The organism is Mycoplasmopsis lipofaciens ATCC 35015 (assembly GCF_000686585.1).
GTDB classification, from domain to species: domain Bacteria; phylum Bacillota_I; class Bacilli_A; order Mycoplasmatales; family Metamycoplasmataceae; genus Mycoplasmopsis; species Mycoplasmopsis lipofaciens.
On record NZ_JMKY01000001.1, the window covers coordinates 78,553 to 97,904 of the forward strand.

Annotated in this window: 9 protein-coding genes and 1 other RNA gene; 9 read left to right on the top strand and 1 reads right to left on the bottom strand. The window is 24.6% G+C overall.

The genetic code is table 4. The features are described 5' to 3' along the window. The first annotated feature begins 125 nt into the window (after positions 1–125). The 7 genes from T388_RS03800 (at position 126) to T388_RS0100475 (ending at position 16,919) form a co-directional block, all read left to right on the top strand. On the top strand, positions 126–6,008 hold the full coding sequence (locus tag T388_RS03800; protein WP_051586172.1) for a glycoside hydrolase family 84 protein: 5,883 nt from the start codon (positions 126–128) through the stop codon (positions 6,006–6,008). Between the two features lie 82 nt (positions 6,009–6,090). Continuing rightward, positions 6,091–6,187, top strand: an RNA gene (ffs, locus tag T388_RS03830) — signal recognition particle sRNA small type. A 688-nt stretch (positions 6,188–6,875) separates the two neighbouring features. After that, the gene (locus T388_RS0100455) at positions 6,876–9,707 is read left to right on the top strand and encodes a DUF262 domain-containing protein (protein WP_027120384.1); all 2,832 of its coding nucleotides are present in this window, start codon (positions 6,876–6,878) and stop codon (positions 9,705–9,707) included. 584 nt (positions 9,708–10,291) lie between these two features. Continuing rightward, on the top strand, positions 10,292–11,548 hold the full coding sequence (dcm, locus tag T388_RS0100460; RefSeq protein ID WP_027120385.1) for a DNA (cytosine-5-)-methyltransferase: 1,257 nt from the start codon (positions 10,292–10,294) through the stop codon (positions 11,546–11,548). Further along, on the top strand, positions 11,538–14,459 hold the full coding sequence (locus tag T388_RS0100465) for a GmrSD restriction endonuclease domain-containing protein (RefSeq protein ID WP_027120386.1): 2,922 nt from the start codon (positions 11,538–11,540) through the stop codon (positions 14,457–14,459). The genes dcm and T388_RS0100465 overlap by 11 nt, the downstream gene beginning before the upstream one ends. 361 nt (positions 14,460–14,820) lie before the next feature. Further along, positions 14,821–15,909, top strand: a complete 1,089-nt coding sequence (locus tag T388_RS0100470) for a DUF3137 domain-containing protein (protein ID WP_027120387.1) — start codon at positions 14,821–14,823, stop codon at positions 15,907–15,909. Positions 15,910–15,962: 53 nt separating this feature from the next. Beyond that, positions 15,963–16,919: a hypothetical protein gene (locus T388_RS0100475; RefSeq protein WP_027120388.1), complete on the top strand. Its 957-nt coding sequence runs from the start codon at positions 15,963–15,965 to the stop codon at positions 16,917–16,919. Between the two features lie 44 nt (positions 16,920–16,963). Here the strand turns inward: T388_RS0100475 and rsmD are convergent, their stop codons facing one another. Further along, on the bottom strand, positions 16,964–17,512 hold the full coding sequence (gene rsmD, locus T388_RS0100480; RefSeq protein WP_027120389.1) for a 16S rRNA (guanine(966)-N(2))-methyltransferase RsmD: 549 nt from the start codon (positions 17,510–17,512) through the stop codon (positions 16,964–16,966). Positions 17,513–17,587: 75 nt separating this feature from the next. Here rsmD and def point away from each other — a divergent pair, with 75 nt between their 5' ends. Together def and T388_RS0100490 are read left to right on the top strand one after the other, a co-directional pair. Further along, positions 17,588–18,178, top strand: a complete 591-nt coding sequence (def, locus tag T388_RS0100485; RefSeq protein ID WP_027120390.1) for a peptide deformylase — start codon at positions 17,588–17,590, stop codon at positions 18,176–18,178. Further along, entirely contained in the window at positions 18,178–19,335 is a 1,158-nt protein-coding gene (locus tag T388_RS0100490; RefSeq protein WP_027120391.1) for a CvpA family protein, read from the top strand. The genes def and T388_RS0100490 overlap by 1 nt, the downstream gene beginning before the upstream one ends. The last annotated feature ends 17 nt before the right edge of the window (positions 19,336–19,352 follow it).

Here is a 19,352-nt window from a genome sequence, read left to right on the forward strand (position 1 = left end):
TATTTATAATTTTAAATTTCATTGTTTTATTTTTATGTTTAAATTGTTTCTTCATAAGGCGGCCTTTTTATATTTATAATTAAAATATAATGCGAATTTAATGTTTAAAAATAAAAAGGAGAAGAATGAAAAAAATAGTTAAGAATTTGATAACTAATTTATCAGGAATGAGTTTGTTGGGTTCTCTAACAGCAATAATTAGTGCATCAGGAGCAACAAATAGCACACCAACTAATAAATATAAGGAATATGAGATTTTTCCAAATCCTCATACTGTTGCTTATAGAGATGAAGATTATTTAATTACTTCTAAAATTAATTTTATTATTGAAGAAGGTATTGATCAAGCAACAAAAGCAAGATTGCAAGAAATAATGAATCTTAAACATTTGTCTTATTCTGAATCTCGTGAAATAAAACGGGATATGACAAATATAATTATTGGTACAAAAGATAATGCAGATAATTTTGTTGATAATTATTTTGATAATAATATAAAAAATGGTGTTTCAACAGCGAATCTATTTGAAAAAACAGATTCGTATGTTTTAGATAATAATGACAATGTTATTACTGTTTATGGTAGAGACAATGATTCAACATTTTATGGCTTGACAACCTTGTATCATATTTTTAATCAAATTTCACGCAGTATACGAGAATTTACTATTGAAGATTATGCAGATGTAAAAAGTCGTGGTTTTATAGAAGGCTACTATGGTAATCCTTGAAGTGTAGAAGACCGTTCAAAATTAATGGAATGAAGTGGTTACTATAAATTAAATTCTTATTTTTACGCGCCAAAAGATGATCCCAAACACAATAGAGAATGAAGAACATTATACACACAAGAGGAATTAGATAGACTTATTAAGCCATTAGCAAAGGCTGGAAATAATTCTAAATGTAGATTTGTTTTTGCTTTACATCCGTTTATGCATAGACCAATTAGATTTGATACAGAATCTAATTATCAAAACGACTTACAAATACTACAAGCTAAGTTTTTACAAGCAATAGAAGTTGGGGTTAGACAAATTGCAATTTTAGCAGATGATGCTAGAGATGTTGGTGGTTCTAATTACGTTAAATTACTTACAGATATGGTGGCATGAATTAAAGAACAAAAACAAACATATCCAGATTTAAAAGAGACTCTAGCTTTTTGTCCTACTGATTATGGAGGTTGAGGAAACAATAGTAGTTACAAAAATTATCCACCAGAAGTTCAAATTCTGGTAACTGGTGGAAGAGTTTGAGGAGAATCATCAGTTAATTTTACGAATTCTTTTACTACTAATGCGGGAAGAGCTCCTTATTTATGAATAAATTGACCTTGTTCTGATAATTCAAAATCTCACTTAATTATGGGTGGATATGATAAATTTTTACACCCTTCTGTAAACCCAAATAATTTAGAAGGTGTTGTTTTAAATCCTATGCAACAATCAGAACCTTCAAAAGTGGCTATTTTTGGAAATGCAGACTATACATGAAATATTTGAAAAAGTAAAGATGATGCAGACAAAGCTTATAATGCATCATTTAAACATGTTGATTCAAAATCTTCATACGATACTCTTGCTTCTCTTGCTTTAAAAGAACTTTCGAAGCACATGATTAATCAAAAAATGGATAGTCGTGTTGTTAAATTGGAAGAGTCATCAATTTTGAAAGAAAAATTAAACACTTTTAGAGAAAAATTAAATAACAATACTTATCAAGTAGAAGATATTGACTTGTTAATTAATGAATTTAAAATATTATACAAAGCTCAAGAAACATATAGAAATAATCCGGGAGATTCAAGAATAAGAGATCAAATTATTTATTGATTGGATGCTTGAAAAGATATTACATCTGCAGCAAATTATTTTTTAGAATCTCTTAAAGAATTTAAAATTGGTAACACAATTGATGCGATTGAAAATTATAATAGAGGAAGAAATAATTTAATTTCTTCTAGAAATCATAAATTTCATTACGTTGATCATATGGAAAGAGCAGAAGTTGGTCCACAACACATAACTCCTTTTATCAATTTTTTAGGAAACTTTGTAGGTAATTTACAACAAGATGTTTTAGATGAAACAAGAAATAGATTTACTTTTATTTCTAATTCTTTTATAAATTCTACTTCTGGAAATCCAAATGATTTATTTAATTTAAATTCATCAACAACAGTTCAATGAAAAAGATATAAAGATGGTTCAAATATTATAAAAAATAATGATTATTTTGGTGTTAAATTTTCAAAACCAATTGAATTAAAGAACATTTATATTAAACAAGAAAATGGTAAAAATCATTTATATCATTCAAAATTGCAATATACAACTGATGGAACTAATTGAAATGATATTCCTGGTAAAAATTATGAAATGCCTAGAGATCAAGTTAGAGAAATAGATGAAAGAGATATTAATATTTCTGGGGTTTTGGGTGTTAGATTAATTTCAACAGCCGACAATGGAGATGATAGTTGATTTACTTTAAATGCATTCCATATTAATAAAGATTATACAATCAACACTGATGATGATACAATTACTATTTCACAAATTAATTTAGTTGGTAATGGTTCTCGTTCTCATCATGGTTCAACAAGTAATCTTCTTGATGATAATATCAGTACCGAGTATTGAATTTCTAGTGATGGTTCACGTACTAATAATGGTGCGGGTTTTGAACTTATTTTAGATCAGATAAAAGAAGTTACTTCCGTATATCTTAGTCAAGGTAATTCGCAACATGGTGATGTCATTAATAAGGGTGAAGTTCAATATTTTGATAATAATGATAATCAATGAAAAAAATTTGGTAATTTAGATAATAGTTTAGAACAAACTGTGTTAAATAGAGTTTTAACAAATAAAATTAGAGTTATAAATAAAGAAAACAAAAGAATTTGATGACGGGTAGGAGAAATTAAAGTAACTGGTTATAATAATGAACCAGTAATTGGTAAGGCAAAAGGCAGCAACTCACATATCCCAAATCATAGTAGTATTAATGATAATGCCAAAAACAACAATTTTAGATATATAACTGACGGCGATGAAACAACTTATGCATGAATTGCAGGTGGAACAAGTGGTCAAGGAAATATACGTGCTGGAGACGGAATAGTAGTAAACTTCAATAAAGTTTTAGAGTTAAGTCATATTAAATTTGTACAGGCAGATTCTGGTGATAAAATGAGTAATCTAAAATTTGAGGTTTCACTAGGCGGAAATAATAATTGACAAGAAATAAAAACTGTTACTGGAGCTGGAGGCGTTGTCGAGTTTGATGTTCCTTCAACTATATCATATGTTGATTCTTTAAGAGTTACAAGTACATCAAATGCTAGAACATGATGAAAAATAAAAGAACTTTCTGTTATTGAAAAAACTAGAACTAGTTCTAAAAATGTTTATACTAACAAATCTTCTCAAGAATTAAAAGCTACTAAATCTTCAAGTGGTTTTAGTTTTGAACCTCAAAATGGAATTATTTTAAATCAAGACGAATATTTTGGTTACGATTTAGGTGATATTTTACCAGTCGAAAAGGTAGAACTTAACTCTTCATCATTTAGTGGTTTAACAATTCAATATTCTGATAATTCATTAGTGTGAAATAATGTTTCTTCAATGGATGAATTAGCAGACAAGAGCTTCAGATATTTAAGAATAATAAATAAGGAGGCAGATCAAAAAACAATTGATATTTCAAAATTTGATTTAACTATTGCTTCAAATGTTGCGTTTGGTACATTAGTTAATGCTACAATAGAAAATAATAATGGTTGAGGTGATACAAGAGAAAATGGTGCTGCCTTTGATAGCAATATGAATACCACTATTAAATTTGGTGGAAATCCAAAAAAAGGAGATGAATTTGTTTTTGATCTTGGAAAAACAATTAATATTAACTCATTAAGAATATATTCAAATGATAATCATTCAGATTATTTAAGAGATGCAAAAGTATTGTTATCAGAAAATGGAAATATATGAACCGAGGCTTTTGTTGTTGGAGACTCAACAACTGATTCAAATAGAGAAGGAACACTAGTAAGTTTAGGTCTTTGAAATGTAGATAGTAACTATCCAAATGTTAGATATGTTGGTTCTGATGAATTAAATCAAAATGCTAGATACATTAAATTTGAAATATTAGCTAATTATCCAAATAGAGCAATTATGTTCAATGAAATTGTTATTAATAATGGAGAATACATTTCAAAAGAAACATCAAATTACTTTTCTGGAACCATAGAAGAACCTAATAAATTACCTTCAAATATGATTGATAAAGATTTTAACACAACATATAAAGGCAGTTCGGCTAATGGACATATTTCATATAAAATCCAAGATTCACAAGATCTTAAAGTCGTAAAAATAATTCAATATGGTGATGTCTCTTCTGCGGAAGTTATTGCAGAATTGTTTGATGAATCATCAAACAATGTAGAAAATATTGTTTTAGGAAAACTTTCTCAAACTATAAATAGTTTTGATCTTCCAACTAATAAAAAAATAATATCATTAAAGATTTCATGAACTAATAAAATTCCTGAAATATCTGAAATAGTATTATCTAAAGTTAATCATTTACCAGGAGATAAAAATGAATTAGAAAATCAAATATCTAGAACACCTGATACAGATCAATGATTAGATAGTTATAAAACAAAATATGAAAAAATTAAACAATATGCAGAAGAAGTTAGAGATAGTCAATATATATCAAAAGAATCAATTGATTTAATAACCAATGCTTTGAGAATTATTATAGATAATCCTAAAATTAAAGGTAATATTGCAGAACTTAGTGAACTTGTTAATACCAAAAAATCAAATTCAGATGATTATACAACCGTTACATATTCTTCTTATGATGTAGCTATTAAAAATGCAGAAATATTATTGCAGGATGCAAATAATTTGACTACAGAAGAGATTGAAGAAGCAAAATCTCTAATAATTTCAACACAATCTAATTTAGTATATTCAACACAATCAAGAGAAAAAGCAGAACTTAAAGTAAGAGAATTTAATACTTTAAATTCTTCAATATTAGATTCGACTTTATATAGTGAATTACAAGGAATAGTTAACGAAATTCAAAACAAAGCAAATGATGATAAAATTGCGAATTCTAATGACGATAGAATTATTCCATCTGAATTTCAAAATTTAGTTGTTGCATACAATTCTAAATTTAGTGAAATTAAAAATGCTAAAAAAACAGAATACGAAAATGCCAAAGAATCTCTAAATGCAACGATTAATAAATATAAAAATGATTACCCAACAGAGGTTCAGGCTCTTGAAACATTAATTGCACAAAAAGACCAAGTTGTTAATTCTTCAAATGTTACAATTGATGAAATTGAAGAAGCTAAAAACATTTTAGTAGAGAAAAATAATTCATTTAAAAATAATCTTGTCAGCTCTGAAAAAACACTTTATGAAAGTAAAAAATCAGAAGCCGAAGCCTATAAAGACATAATTGCGGCATCAAATTCAGAGGATGCGCAAAGAATTATTGATTTAATTAATCAAAAAAATCAAATAGTAAATGAAAGCGCTGTTGAACCTCAAGAAGTTAAAAGTGCAACGCAAGCCCTTCAAGAATTATTAAATTCAATTAAAGAAAATATTAATAATAAAAAGAATGAATTTGCTTTAGCAAAAGAGCAAGCCATTGCATATAAAGAATCAATTAAAGATACAGAATTACAACTTGCTGAAAATCTTGCAACTTTAATTGCTGAACAACAAGCAATTGTTGATCAAAATTACAATCCAAATAATATTGAAGCAGCAAAACAAAAAATTAATAAAGCACTTCAAGATACAAGAGATGCAATTGACAATAAGAACACTAAAAAAGAAGAATACGAAAATGCAAAAAAATCTCAAAATAGAACAATTTATATCGCTGTAGGAACTACTGTAGCTATAATATTTGTTTTAGGTGTAACAATTTTCTTGTATTTTAAAAAGAAAAAATAAATTTTAATTTAAATTTGCACTTGACACAAAATTTTTACAAAATAAATTAATTGGTATTTATTTTTCATATTTTGTTTATAATTTTAAATGTTAGTAGAATAATAACCTTGTAATCTGGTCAGGACAGAAATGGAGCAGCCACATCGAGAAGTGTTATGTCTACTGACTTTTTTATATAAAATTAATGAATTTGATTTTGTCAAGTGTAAAACAAAAGTAAGAACTTTTTATATTTAAATTCACTTTTAAAATTTACATAAAAAAATTATAATTCCATAGGAACCATAGTTCTAATACACCCATCTCATTTGGTTCAAAATTCTACGAGATGGGTTTTTTCTATATCCTTTTTTCATTATTTTTTTACTTATTTTATTTATCGATTTGTTCAAATTATTTGCAATTATTTTATATTTAAATTTCTTTTTTGATTGATAACTTATTCTTGAATTAATTTGGTATTTCTTTATATTAAAAACATTATAAAAGTTCTTACTTTTGTTTTACACTTGACACACCTCTATTTTGTATTTTTTAAAAATTCTTTTACTTTAAATTCTTATTGTTTATAATTTAAACACGAATAAATAATTGAGATGTTTGATTAATTTTATTATTTGTTAAAGAAAGTAGAACATATGAAATGTACAACATATAACAGAAGTTTAATTAGACACACACACACATATATATATATATATATATATATATACTAAGTAATAAATCTAGTTTACTTTTTAGTAAGTTGTTTTTTGATTCCACATAATTTATTAATAGCACTATTATTTGAAATAATAGTTCTTTTTTCATATTCATTTGAATCTAAAACAAAAATGAAATTTTTCATAAAAAAATAAGGAGTAATATATGAATCAAAAAAATAAAAAAAGAATAGAAAATTCAAGAATTTTAAATCCTTCAATAATCCATACTGACCTTTATACATTTTTTTCGAATGGTATTTTTGAATGAGTAAAAAACCCCAACTTTTTAGATTTAATAATTAACAAGGACGAAAAAAATATTATTGTTGTTTTTGATGGTAAGAATTGATTTTTTGAAAATCCAACATTAAGAGAAGACGAAACTTTAAAAGTTTATACAGCTAAAGGATATGGAAATAAAACAAAAATAATGTTTTTAAAAACTTACATCTATTTTAATGTTTTAAATAAATTAAACGATAATAACGATCGTTATCTTCTTTCAGAAGAAATTTTAGAAATAATAAAAAATTCATTTGATGAAACAAATAGTGATCAATTTGAACAAAAATTTTTAATAAATGTTTTTAAAAATTTGAAAAACAGATTTAATGAGTGGATTGAATTTTTAAAAAAACTTGTATCAAAAGAAGATGATTTTGATGATAAAAGAATAGACGAAGTTAAAATTGAAAATGGTAAAAGTGAAATGTTTTCTATTTCTTCTTCTTTTTTATATAGCTATGCAAAATTAACAAAAGACAATGTTTATATCGAAGAAATAAATTCATTTTTTACTAAAAAAGTATTTACATATTCAAATTTTTGAACAATTATAAATAAAATGGAAGAAGCAACTAAAGGCCTTTCAACAACAAAATTTAATTCAATTCTAAATGATGTAAAACAACTTTTAGATGTAGATTTAGTAAGAATGGCAAAAAGTGTTTTATTTTCTGAAAACGAAACAGTTTCAAAAGAATTAATTATTCCTTATAAAAAAGAAGAAAATCCAAATATTAAATTTTCTGTAAAAAATTTGTCAATATATGAATATATAAAAGAAATTATAGAGAGAAGAGAAATAGAAATTCCTATTTTTCAAAGAAAATATACATGAGGCGATTCATACGTATTCACATTTTTAGAAGATATCAAAAATTATATTGAAAACAAACAAGATGATTTTTATTATTTTGGAACAATTTTGCACTCTAAACCAGTAGATTCTGATATTAACGCATATAGAATTATTGATGGTCAGCAAAGAACAACAACTATAATTTTAGTTTCTTTTGTTTTGTATAAAATTCTTTTAAATAAAAATCAAAAAGTTCCAAAAATTCTTTGTGATATGTTTGAAATTGATCAAGAATGTGATGGAGTTAAAATTACAAAAATTATCAAAAAGTTTGTCGGAATAAAAAACTCTGAATCTTATAAAAATTTTGATGTTCTTTTATCAGGTGATAGTACAATGATAGCCAATACTTTTAAAAAATGTTCTAATAAAGAACAAAAAATAATTTACGACAATTTGTTATCTATATATGAAAAATTATCTGAATATCTTAAAATAAATAAAAATGATGATGAATGGTTGATCAACTATACAAATATTTTTTTAGAAAAATTTAGAATTGTTCTTATTACAACAACAACACAAAAAGATTTCTTATATTACCAAAAAATGAATCTATTAACTAAGCCTTTAGAAGATATTGAATTACTCAAAAGTAAATTATATGGTATTGCTTGCGATGAAAACCTAAGTAGAAATGCTATTGAAAAATTTATGAATACTTTTAAGGAAAAATTCGAAAAACAATTTTCATCTGAAAGTGCAAAAACTTCTTCATACATGGATTGTCTCGCTAGAAATTATCATTTTGTTTCAAATGGGTTTAAATTTGATCTTCCGGATAAGGAATATAGCAAATTATCTAAAACATTTATTTACATAGATGATGCAATAAATAAAAAAATGGAAGAGGGCAAAAAAGCTGCTGACATATTAAATTACCTTGTTAAATTTGCAACAATTATTTTGATACTTCACACAACGCAAAATGTTATTAATAATCTTCAAAATAAGTTAGATATTTTGAAGATTGATGAAGATAAAAAACGCATCATAAAATGATTAATACCTCATATAGACATAATTGTTCAAAATGGAAAGTATACAACTTATATTCCATTGGTTTATGCAATTTTAGATAAGCATAATTTGTTTAATAAGGAACCCTTAAATGCAAAACCAACAAAAGTATTTTCAAATATTGCAAATTTACTTTTTGTAATAGAAAAATGACATTTTAATTGACTTCATACAGCTTTTGATGCAAGATCCTATAGTAAAGCAATTTTCAAACTTGCAGAAATATTCTATAAAAAACCTAATATGTCAATTCAAGAATTAAAAACATTGATGTTTAAAAGTACACTTAATGTTTTTCATAAAATCCCAAAAAAAACTTTTAAAGAAACTTTGAAAAAGGAACTTGAGAAAGTTTATAAGGTTGCTAACGACACAGAATCAAATAATTCACAAAATAAAAAGTACAACTTATTATTAAAAAGGATTATGTGATATCTAACTAATGATTTATCCATTGAATCTCTTGATTTAGATTCAAGTAGTAAATTAGAAGATTATTATACCTTCTATACAACATCTAATACCTATGAACATATGGAAGCTACCAACAGAGGTAAGCAGGGTGGAAATGTGACATTAAACTACATTAATTTAATAGGTAATGGCTTGCCAATAGATAAAGAATTAAATGCAACTATTAAAGATAAAGATTTTGTCGGAAAGCAAGAAGATTATAAAAATAATCTTGTTAAAAATCCTCTTTATGTTGGTTATAAAGATTGTTTAGTAAATATTCAAAAGTGAAAAAATATAACAAATAAAAAAATTATGACTAGAACTAATAAAATAATCACATTATTATCAGATATGTATGGCATAGATAGTGATGAATAAGGAGAAGGATAAAACATTTAAAATTTTGAATTAATCAAAATATTTTAATAAGTATTTTGAGAACTTTATCGTTTATAGTAGCAATAGTTATATAAATATAAAAAACTTTCATTGAAACAAAAATCATGAGCTGATGAATTCTCAAAAAACAATTTTGATGGTAAAAGTTTTTCTAAACTAACTGAAAGTTAAAAATCTATGGTTCTCAAAGAAATGGACAAAAACCTTAAATAAGATAAATTTATTTAATCGTAAAGCATGAAACCAAGGTAAAAAAAATTTTATATTTTGATTTGCACTTGACACATATTTTTGCATTTTTTAAAAATTCTTTTACTTCAAATTTTATTGTTTATAATTTAGACACGAATAAATAATCACAATGTTTGATTAATTTTATTATTTGTTAAAGAAGGCAGGATATATGAGCAATACAACATATAATAGAAATTTAATTAGATGCATTTATAATTATATATATATATATATATATATATATAAAGTGTTCTAAATTCCTAAAAGAAAATAATAAAGAAAGTTATCGCACAAAATGACACAAATTTTGTGCCTTTTTTCGTGCCTAGATGAAGACAATAAAGGTATTTGAAGCATTTTCAGGAATTGGAGCACAAAAACGAAGCATCGATAATATTAACAAAAGAGAAAAAAGAAAGATATTTAAAGTAGTAGCAACAAGTGATTGAGATATTCGTGCAAATATTGTATATTCGGCAATTCATCATGGCCTATCAGTAGAAAAAATACAAAAAATACTCACAAAACACAATTTATTAACAAAAGAACAACAATTAGAATTTCTAAAAAATAAAACTTATTCAGTTGATTCTAAGAAACCGGTAAAAAATATTTCAAAGTATAGTAATGAGTTAATAAAATACTTAATAGTTAGTGAACTAATTATGAATAATTATTGTGATATAACTAAAATAAATCCTAAAGAAATAGAATCATTAGGTGTAAATTTAATAACTTACTCATTTCCATGTCAAGGACTTAGCGTGGCAAATATGGGTAGATCAAAAGGTATTATTAATTCTGAGTCAACTAGTCACTTAATTTGGGAAATAGGCCGAATTTTAGAAAATATGAATAATAAACCTGAGTATTTGTTGCTTGAAAATGTTAAAGCATTAGTAAAAAAATATAAATCTGAATATGAAATTTGAAAATCATTTTTAGATAGGCAAGGCTACAAAACTTTTACAGCTGTTTTTAATGCAAGCCATCATGGTTCATTGCAAGAAAGAGAAAGAGTATTTGCAATCAGTGTTTTAAAGAACATCAAAACACCATTTACCAATGATCAAGAATTCTTTAACTTTGTAGAGCAAATAGGAAAAAAACACATTGTAAAAGATAGACAAAGTGAGTATCTAAGAATATTTGATATAAAAAACGCAAGAGTTGATGAATCAATTGATGCCTTAATGAACAACACACCATCTAGAATAAAAATGGTAAATGAAAATAATCATTTGTATAAATTAGATATACAACAAAAGAGAAATTGAAAAATTAATACGCTTACAACTAAACAAGATAGAAATCCAAATAGTGGAGTAATACAATTTGAAAACTCAATAGAAGGGAAGCTAAATCATCGTTTCATAACAGCTCGAGAAGCATATAAAATAATGGGATTCAACGATGAAGATTACGAAAAAGTAAAAGTTCTAAAATCGAAAAATTTAGTAAACAATACGCATTTGTATAGGCAAGCTGGTAACTCAATTGATGTAAATGTGTTAACAAGTATTTTAGAAACAATAAAAAAAATTAATGATGTAAATCAAGACGAAGGAGTAAAAAATGGAAAATAAAATATCTGTAGATAAACTTAAAAAAATGGTAAAAAATGCAAATGTCTTTGATTTTTGAAAAATAGGAACAAATGTTAAAACTTATATAGATAAGGGTATAAATATATGAATGCAAAGTTCAGATTTTGTTACATATATTAGCCAAAAATACACACCTAATAAGCCAATTATTAAAAATGAAGCAAATAAAGAAATGGAATTTCAATACAATTTTAATAATGGCAATTTGAAAGTTTATGAAACAAGCACTACAGCATTAGCCACAAAAAGACAATTTTTAGAAATTTATGAATATTTAGGAATATTAAAAAGTGAAGGTGAGAACAATTATGCACTATCAAGAGATATGTTCAATGCCATAATAAATTATAAAGGTAAAATTCTAAACATTGTTGAACCAAACGATTTATCAATTTGACACCCTATTCTTAAAAGAACTATTGTTGATGAAGTTGTAAACAAGATTAAAAAATTTAAACAATTTATTAAATTTATTATCAAAAAAACGAATGATGATGACTTTGATGATAATGATGATGAGAATGTAATTAATGAAAAAAGACTAGATGAAGAAGAGACAGGTAATGAATTCGAAACAACAGCATCATTATTGTATTTGTTTGCTAAAAAATTAGGAGATTCTAGCTTTATGAGCATGATTATTGATTATTCAGATGCAAGCAATATCGATGATCAAGTTACATTTTTTGAAAAACTTGTTGAATATTTACTAGAAGATGATAAAAATGTTCACGATATCCAAAACGAATTAGAAGGGTTTAAAAAGTTATTAAGAGAAGATGAAATAATTGAAAACAGAGATATTGCTTATAACGCTATAAGTGATGACATAAATAGAGAACTTAATCTCAACTTTCTATCTCTTAAAAACAAAGGCGAAAGCTTTAGTTCTATCGCATATTCAATTTTTGAATATCTTCAAAAGATTAGAGATACTTGAGAAATTAATGTTCCTATTTTCCAAAGAAACTATGTTTGAAATGAAGCATATATTGAGACGCTAATTAATGATATAGATGAATTTATCGATAAAGATGAAGATAATTATTATTATTTAGGTTCTATTTTACTTTCTTTTGAAAAGAGAAATGTAAATTCTGGTTTTCACAAAATTATTGATGGTCAACAAAGAACCACAACTATTCTATTGATTTGTTTTGCTTTATATAAATTACTTGCTAAATACGGAATAAGGGAAGAATTTTTATATAGTCTTTTTGAAAAAAACAATAATGGTGTTTGCAAAATTATATCTAAATTTCAAAGTTTAGAAGATTCAGTATCTTACAAAAAAATAAAATTATTATTTTCTGACGATAAAGAAAAAATTATTGAAGAGTTTAAAAATGTCAAAGATGACAAAGAAAAAATAATACAAAGAAATTACATATTTATTATTGACACATTAAAAGAAAAAATTAATGCTAACAAAGAAGAAGGGATAATGTGATTAGAAAAATTCACAGAAACTTTTTTAACTAGATTTTGTATTGTAACTACGATTATGCAAACGGATCGAGATTTCTTGTATTACCAAAAATTAAACTTACTTTCAAAACCTTTAACAGATATTGAGTTATTAAAAAGTAGATTTTACAATGTGTTTTATAAAAAATACAAAGAACAAGATAAAACAAGCAAAAAAGTTAGCGATTTAATGAATAAGTTCGAAAATGATTTTGCTTTAGAATTTGAAGGAAAAAAAGGAGAAAAACAATTAGAATACTTTGCAAGAAATTTATCATTCTTCTTTAATGGTAAATATTATGTTGGAGCAAAAACAGTCGCAACTAAATTTTCTAAAGTATATTTAATGTGTAATGAAATAATAGAGTCTTTTGAAAGAAAAGATTATTCAGCGGAGGAAATTTTAAATACATTTATTAATTTCTCAAGAAAAGTATCTCTATTGTATACTAAACCAAATCATTCAAAAAGTAAATTCACATTTAATAAGACACTAGAAAAGCTAAATATACACTATAATAACAAAGAAATATTATCATCTTTAATGCCACATATACAAGCTATTATAAATAATGGTAAAACAACTATTTTTATTCCGGTTGTTATGGCAATTTTAGAAAGATTTAATTTATTTAGCAACACTTATAGAGGGGGCAAAACTAGTGAAGTATTTAATTTGGTTCAAGGATTACTGTTTGAAATAGAGAGATTTAACTTCTTTTGAAAAACCTCATTTTTTAGTGGTGAGTCACTATCTTTAAAAATGTTTGAATTAGCTAAAGCTATTTTAGAAAATAAAAACAACTGTACTCAAAATGCCCAAAATTTAAGACGCGAAATTAACAACATGCAAAAAATTGTTCGCCTTGATCAAAGTTCAAACAAGCAAGTGTATATTGACTTAATGAAACAATATGGTTATGATACAAAAGACATTGACACAGTAAAAATAACTAATAACGAATACACACAAATATTATTAAGAGTTCAATGGTTTTTAAATAATAATTTAAAAATGGTACCTAAATATGAATTAGATTTGCACAAGGCAAAAAGATTCAAAAATGATTACTTCGGTGATATACAATACTCATACGAACATATGGAATCAAAAGACAGAGCCAAAAAAGATTTAGACAACATTAGTGTTGAGTATGTCAAATTAATTGGAAATGGAATGCTAGTTTCTAAGAAAGGCAACTCAACTCAAGGAGCAAAAACCTTTAAAGAAAAAAATGATAAATATAAGAAGGCATTTACATCAGACAATTGTTTATATTATGGATATTCAAATAATGAATCTAATGAACCTTTATTAGACAATGTTTGCAATTGAGAATCTATTGATGAGCCAAAAATAAAAAATAGAAATGAACAGCTAATAGAGCTAATTTACAAAATGTATAAAATAAAAGAAGATTAATAGCAAATAAAAATAATTAAAAATTCAAGAACACATTTTTTTATGTAAACTTGAATTTTTTTTATTCGATTTCATCATGATAAATTTTATGAAGAGAAATAGATTTAGCTAATGTATGTGGGTTAGTAAAACAATAATATTAATCAATTTTTTATTAAAATCCTCAATTATTTTTTATTAAAAATTCCTTCTTCAGTTAACAACTTGTTCTTGAATTAATTTGATATTTTTTCATATCAAAAAAATTATAAAAGTTCTCACTTTTGATTTGCACTTGTTTTTTATACAAAATTAATGAATTTAATTTTTTAGTATATATAATTATTTATAATGATTATTTAAATATTGAGGAGTAATACAAATGAAAAGAACAAAGGAATCGAAAACTTTTGAAGAGTTTAGAAATGAAAATGAATCTAAGGTTAAAGAACTAGTTACTCAAAAATGCAACGAGGTTTTGAGTAAAAATTCATTATATAAATCGTTGAAAATCTATTTTATTATTTCACTTGTATCTGGGATTATTGCATTAATATTAGGAATTATTTTTTTGCTTTTAGTTTTACAATCAGCAGAAAGTTTTTTTATTCTATTAATGTTTGTATTTTTTTCGGGTTTATTGTGTGTTATTTTTGTTTTAATGTTTATTTCAAAAAAGAAAAAGATGCAATCAACAATTAGTGAAGCTTTGAATAATGCAGGAATTTTTGATATTTGTTTAAAAACTCTAGGATATAGAATGTTAGATTCATATTCAGAAAAAGATGCAGGAGCAATGTCAAAAAATTATAAAAAATGAAAAAGCGTGCCAATTTTAGATTGAGCTAATTATGCTACAGGAGTAGGTATTATTCCAAGTGATGCAAATATTTCTTCAGCTTCTATGCCAAAATTTATAAATGATGAATTTAACAATAGTTGATGAGTACAACAAGTTATTTTTCATTGAGTGAGAAGAAGAACTGATAAAGATGGAAATGTTCATTATGAAAATTATTATGCACCATTATTTCTTTGTGAAGGACAATATCTAAATTCACATAAAGATGATATTAATTTAACATTTTCTCTAGGTTCAAGATGTGATTTGAATCGTAAAGATAAATACAATACAGAATTAGAAAATAAGGAATTTAATAAAAAATTTAAATTGTATACAAATAATCAAATTAAAACAAGAATGATTTACACTCCTTTATCAATGGAATTGATGCTTAAACATTTTAAGCAATCTCAATATTGTGGAGTAAGAAATTTTGGTATGAATTATGATGCATTAACAGTAAGATCATGATTTCAACCTAAAAATAATGTTATGGAAATAGATTTTCCTAAAATTCAATTTAGTAAATCATCAATTATTAATTATGTAACAAACGATGTTATAAGAGATACATATGCTGTATATTGAGTATTTTCTTTTATGACTATTCCGCCATATTTTATTTAAAACACAGTTTGTGTTTTATTTTTGTATAATATTAAAAAATAAAGGAGTGCAAAATGCAAGAACATTTTAAAAAATTTGTTTATGAAAATGCAAACAAAGTTAACAATTTGCTTTTAGCCAAATTAACAAAAATTGATAAAGATAATAAAATTTCAAAATTGTATCGTTCTTTTCAATTTCTTTCATATGTTACATTAACTATAGCTATTGTTTTAGCAGGATTAATGATTTTAGTTAGTTTAAATACATCTTTTTTTAAAGGAAAAATAAAAACAGATGTTATAAATTGAATACTTTTAGGGTTTTGTCTTTTATTCTTATTTGTTAGCGGTCTAGCAGCATCTAATAGTAAAAAATATAAAGCTATGGAAATTGAAAATGGTTTGAAAAAATTGCAAATAAATGAATTGTATCAAGAATTGTATAAATTAGTGAATTTGGATTTTCGTTTTGAAAGTGATAATGTGGAAATTCAATGATATGATTCTATATCATTGAACGACAATAAAAAAGAATATTCTTTCTACCATAAAGCACTATTTAATAATGACAAAAATAAAAATGCGAGTTGAAAAATACAACAATTTGATTGTTTCAATAATACCGATAAAAAAGAACAAGTTCTTTTACTTGAAGGCAAGTTAAATGATATAAATATTTCTTCAAGTTTTATGTTAGGTTCACAAACAGGTTTAAATGAAGTATTTTTTAAGATGAAAAATTGTAATTTCTATAAAAATGATGAAAAATTTAATATTTATAGTGAAAATGAAAATATTAAATTTAAATATATTGCAGATATTGAAAAATTGTTTGAGGATTATAAACTTGGAAATAATAAATTTGGTCTAATCATTGATAAAGAAAATCAAAAAATATATGAATGAATAAAAATAGATAATTCACTTTTTAACATTAAGAATACAAGTGATGTTGTTTATATGTTATTAAACCATATCTATTTAATTAAATTACTTCAAGGATTTCCATTTTTATTAATAAAAAATTAAATTAGAATGAAATTAAAAGTTCAAGAATTATATTTCTTGAACTTTTAATTATTTTTACTTATAAATAGAATAAATATTTTTCCATATTGCTTTTCTTTTTGAATCAAAAATTTATCAGGAATCTTAATTTTAGATTTGTCATTAGTTTCTACTATTATTAAACCGTTTTTATTCAAATATTTGTTTATTTTAATTTGTTGCAATGCATTATTTAATAATTCATATTGATCATAGGGGGGATCTAGAAAAATATAATCAAATTTTCTACCTGTAGAATTTTGTAAATATTGTAATGCGTCCATTTTAACAATATCAATATTATTTGCTTTTAGAATAGAAGCATTTTTTTTAATAATATTTATTGCGTTATTGTTATTATCCACAGCTATTGCTTTCATACAATAATTACTAATAGCCTCAAAAGAAATTGCTCCACTTCCTGAAAATAAATCCAATATTATTTTATTTTCTATATTTTGTCTTATTGAGGAAAAAATAGCTTCTCTTATTCTATCTGTTGTTGGTCTTGTGAATTCTAAATCTGGTTGTTCAATTTTTCTACTTCTATATTTTCCTGAAATGATTCTTAACATAATTTCTCCGTTCAATAATTAGTAAAATATATCTAATTTTATTATATATTTATTATTAATATATAATTTTATATTATGAAATATGATGTTAAGTTAGTAAAATTACCATTAAAAGTTTTGAGAAAAAAATCTAAAGAAGTTCCTATACCTTTAAAACAAGAAGATATTGAGTTAGCTGAAAAAATGATATGACATATAACCGATAGTCAAAAACCTAATACACAATTTCAACCAGGAGTCGGTGTTGCAGCTGTTCAATATGGAATTTTAAAAAGAATGTTTTATATTAAAACTTATAATGAAGGCGAAAAATATGCAAATAAAGATGGTAAAACAAATTATATAGACGATGTTTTAATTAATCCTAAAATTATTGCAACTAGTGATTACAATGTGGCATTGCATAATGGTGAAGGTTGTTTAAGTGTTGCGATGAAATGGCCAAATCAAGAAGGGTATGTGTATCGTAAAAATAGAATTGTTTTTGAAGCATATTCTTATCGAGAAAAAAAGACAAAAAAATTTGATTTACAAGGTTATTTAGCAATTGTTGCGCAACATGAATTAGACCATTTAGATGGAAAACTTTTTGTTGATCACATTAATACTAAAAACCCATGATATGATAAAAATAATTCAAGAATTATTAAAGAGGGTGAAAATTAATGAGTTTTTTTGTTAATAGAGTAGACTCTTGAAACAATTTTTCTTCTAGTAGTTTTTCTACTTTTTTAGTAGTTATAGTTTTTTTAGTTATTGTTCTATTTTCTGCAATTATCGGATATTTTAGAGGTTTAATAGGTGGCATTTACTCACTTTTAATCAGCATTGTATCTTTGATAGTTGCTCTTATTGTATCTCCTTTATTTTCAAATTTAGTTGTTAAAAAAATATCAAGCAAATTAAATATAGATGTAGATATTGTTAAACCTGCTATAACGGGTTTAATTATGTTTATTGTTATTTTATCTTTAGTTTCTATTAGCAATGTATTTTATCTATTTGTTAAACCTTTTTCTAAAAGAATTGTTAAAAGAAGAAAAAAAGAAGGAAAAAAATTGTTTTTATATAGAGGTACGGGTGCATTAACATCCGCAATTGCTTCTTTTCCATTGGCTGTCGTAACAACCAATTTAATTGGCATTGCTTCTTATAACAATGAAGCAATTAATTTTAATAATAAATTAATGAAGATTACAAGTTTAAATACAGCAAAGGGATTTTCTAAATATTTACCCGGGTTTTTTGGTGCTGCTAAGCTAAGTTTGAACACTTCGGAAGCTAATTTTTATAGAGATATTTTTAAGGAATTGTCAAATGATGAAAATTATGATTTAAAAATTCAAACTAACAATGATGGATATCAATATGATGTTAATTTAAATTTAAGCGAAAGTAAAATATTTGAACCAGAATCATATAAGAGTTTTCTTAATTTTCAAAAAAATTTATCCTTATTTTCTGAAACGAAAGAATCGTTTGATATATTAGCAATTATAATAAATGCCTATGAATTTATAAGCTTTGACAATCCTGAAATTTATAATAAATTAAGTCAGATTAAAGCGGAAATTTTTGCACAAACAGGACAAATAATTGATATATTAGACATCAATTTTTCAATAAATAATGTGAATAAAAATAACTCAAATCAAAAACTAATTTTTAATTCATTTTCAGAGAGCCAAATAAATAGTTTGAATAAATTAACAGCACAAAAAGTTGGATTAGAATATACAAATAAAAAACCTTTAAAATCAGCAACAGATAAAGAAAAATTGTCGTATATATTTTCTAAATTATTTGTTCAATTGTTTGAATAGACAATAATAATTAATAT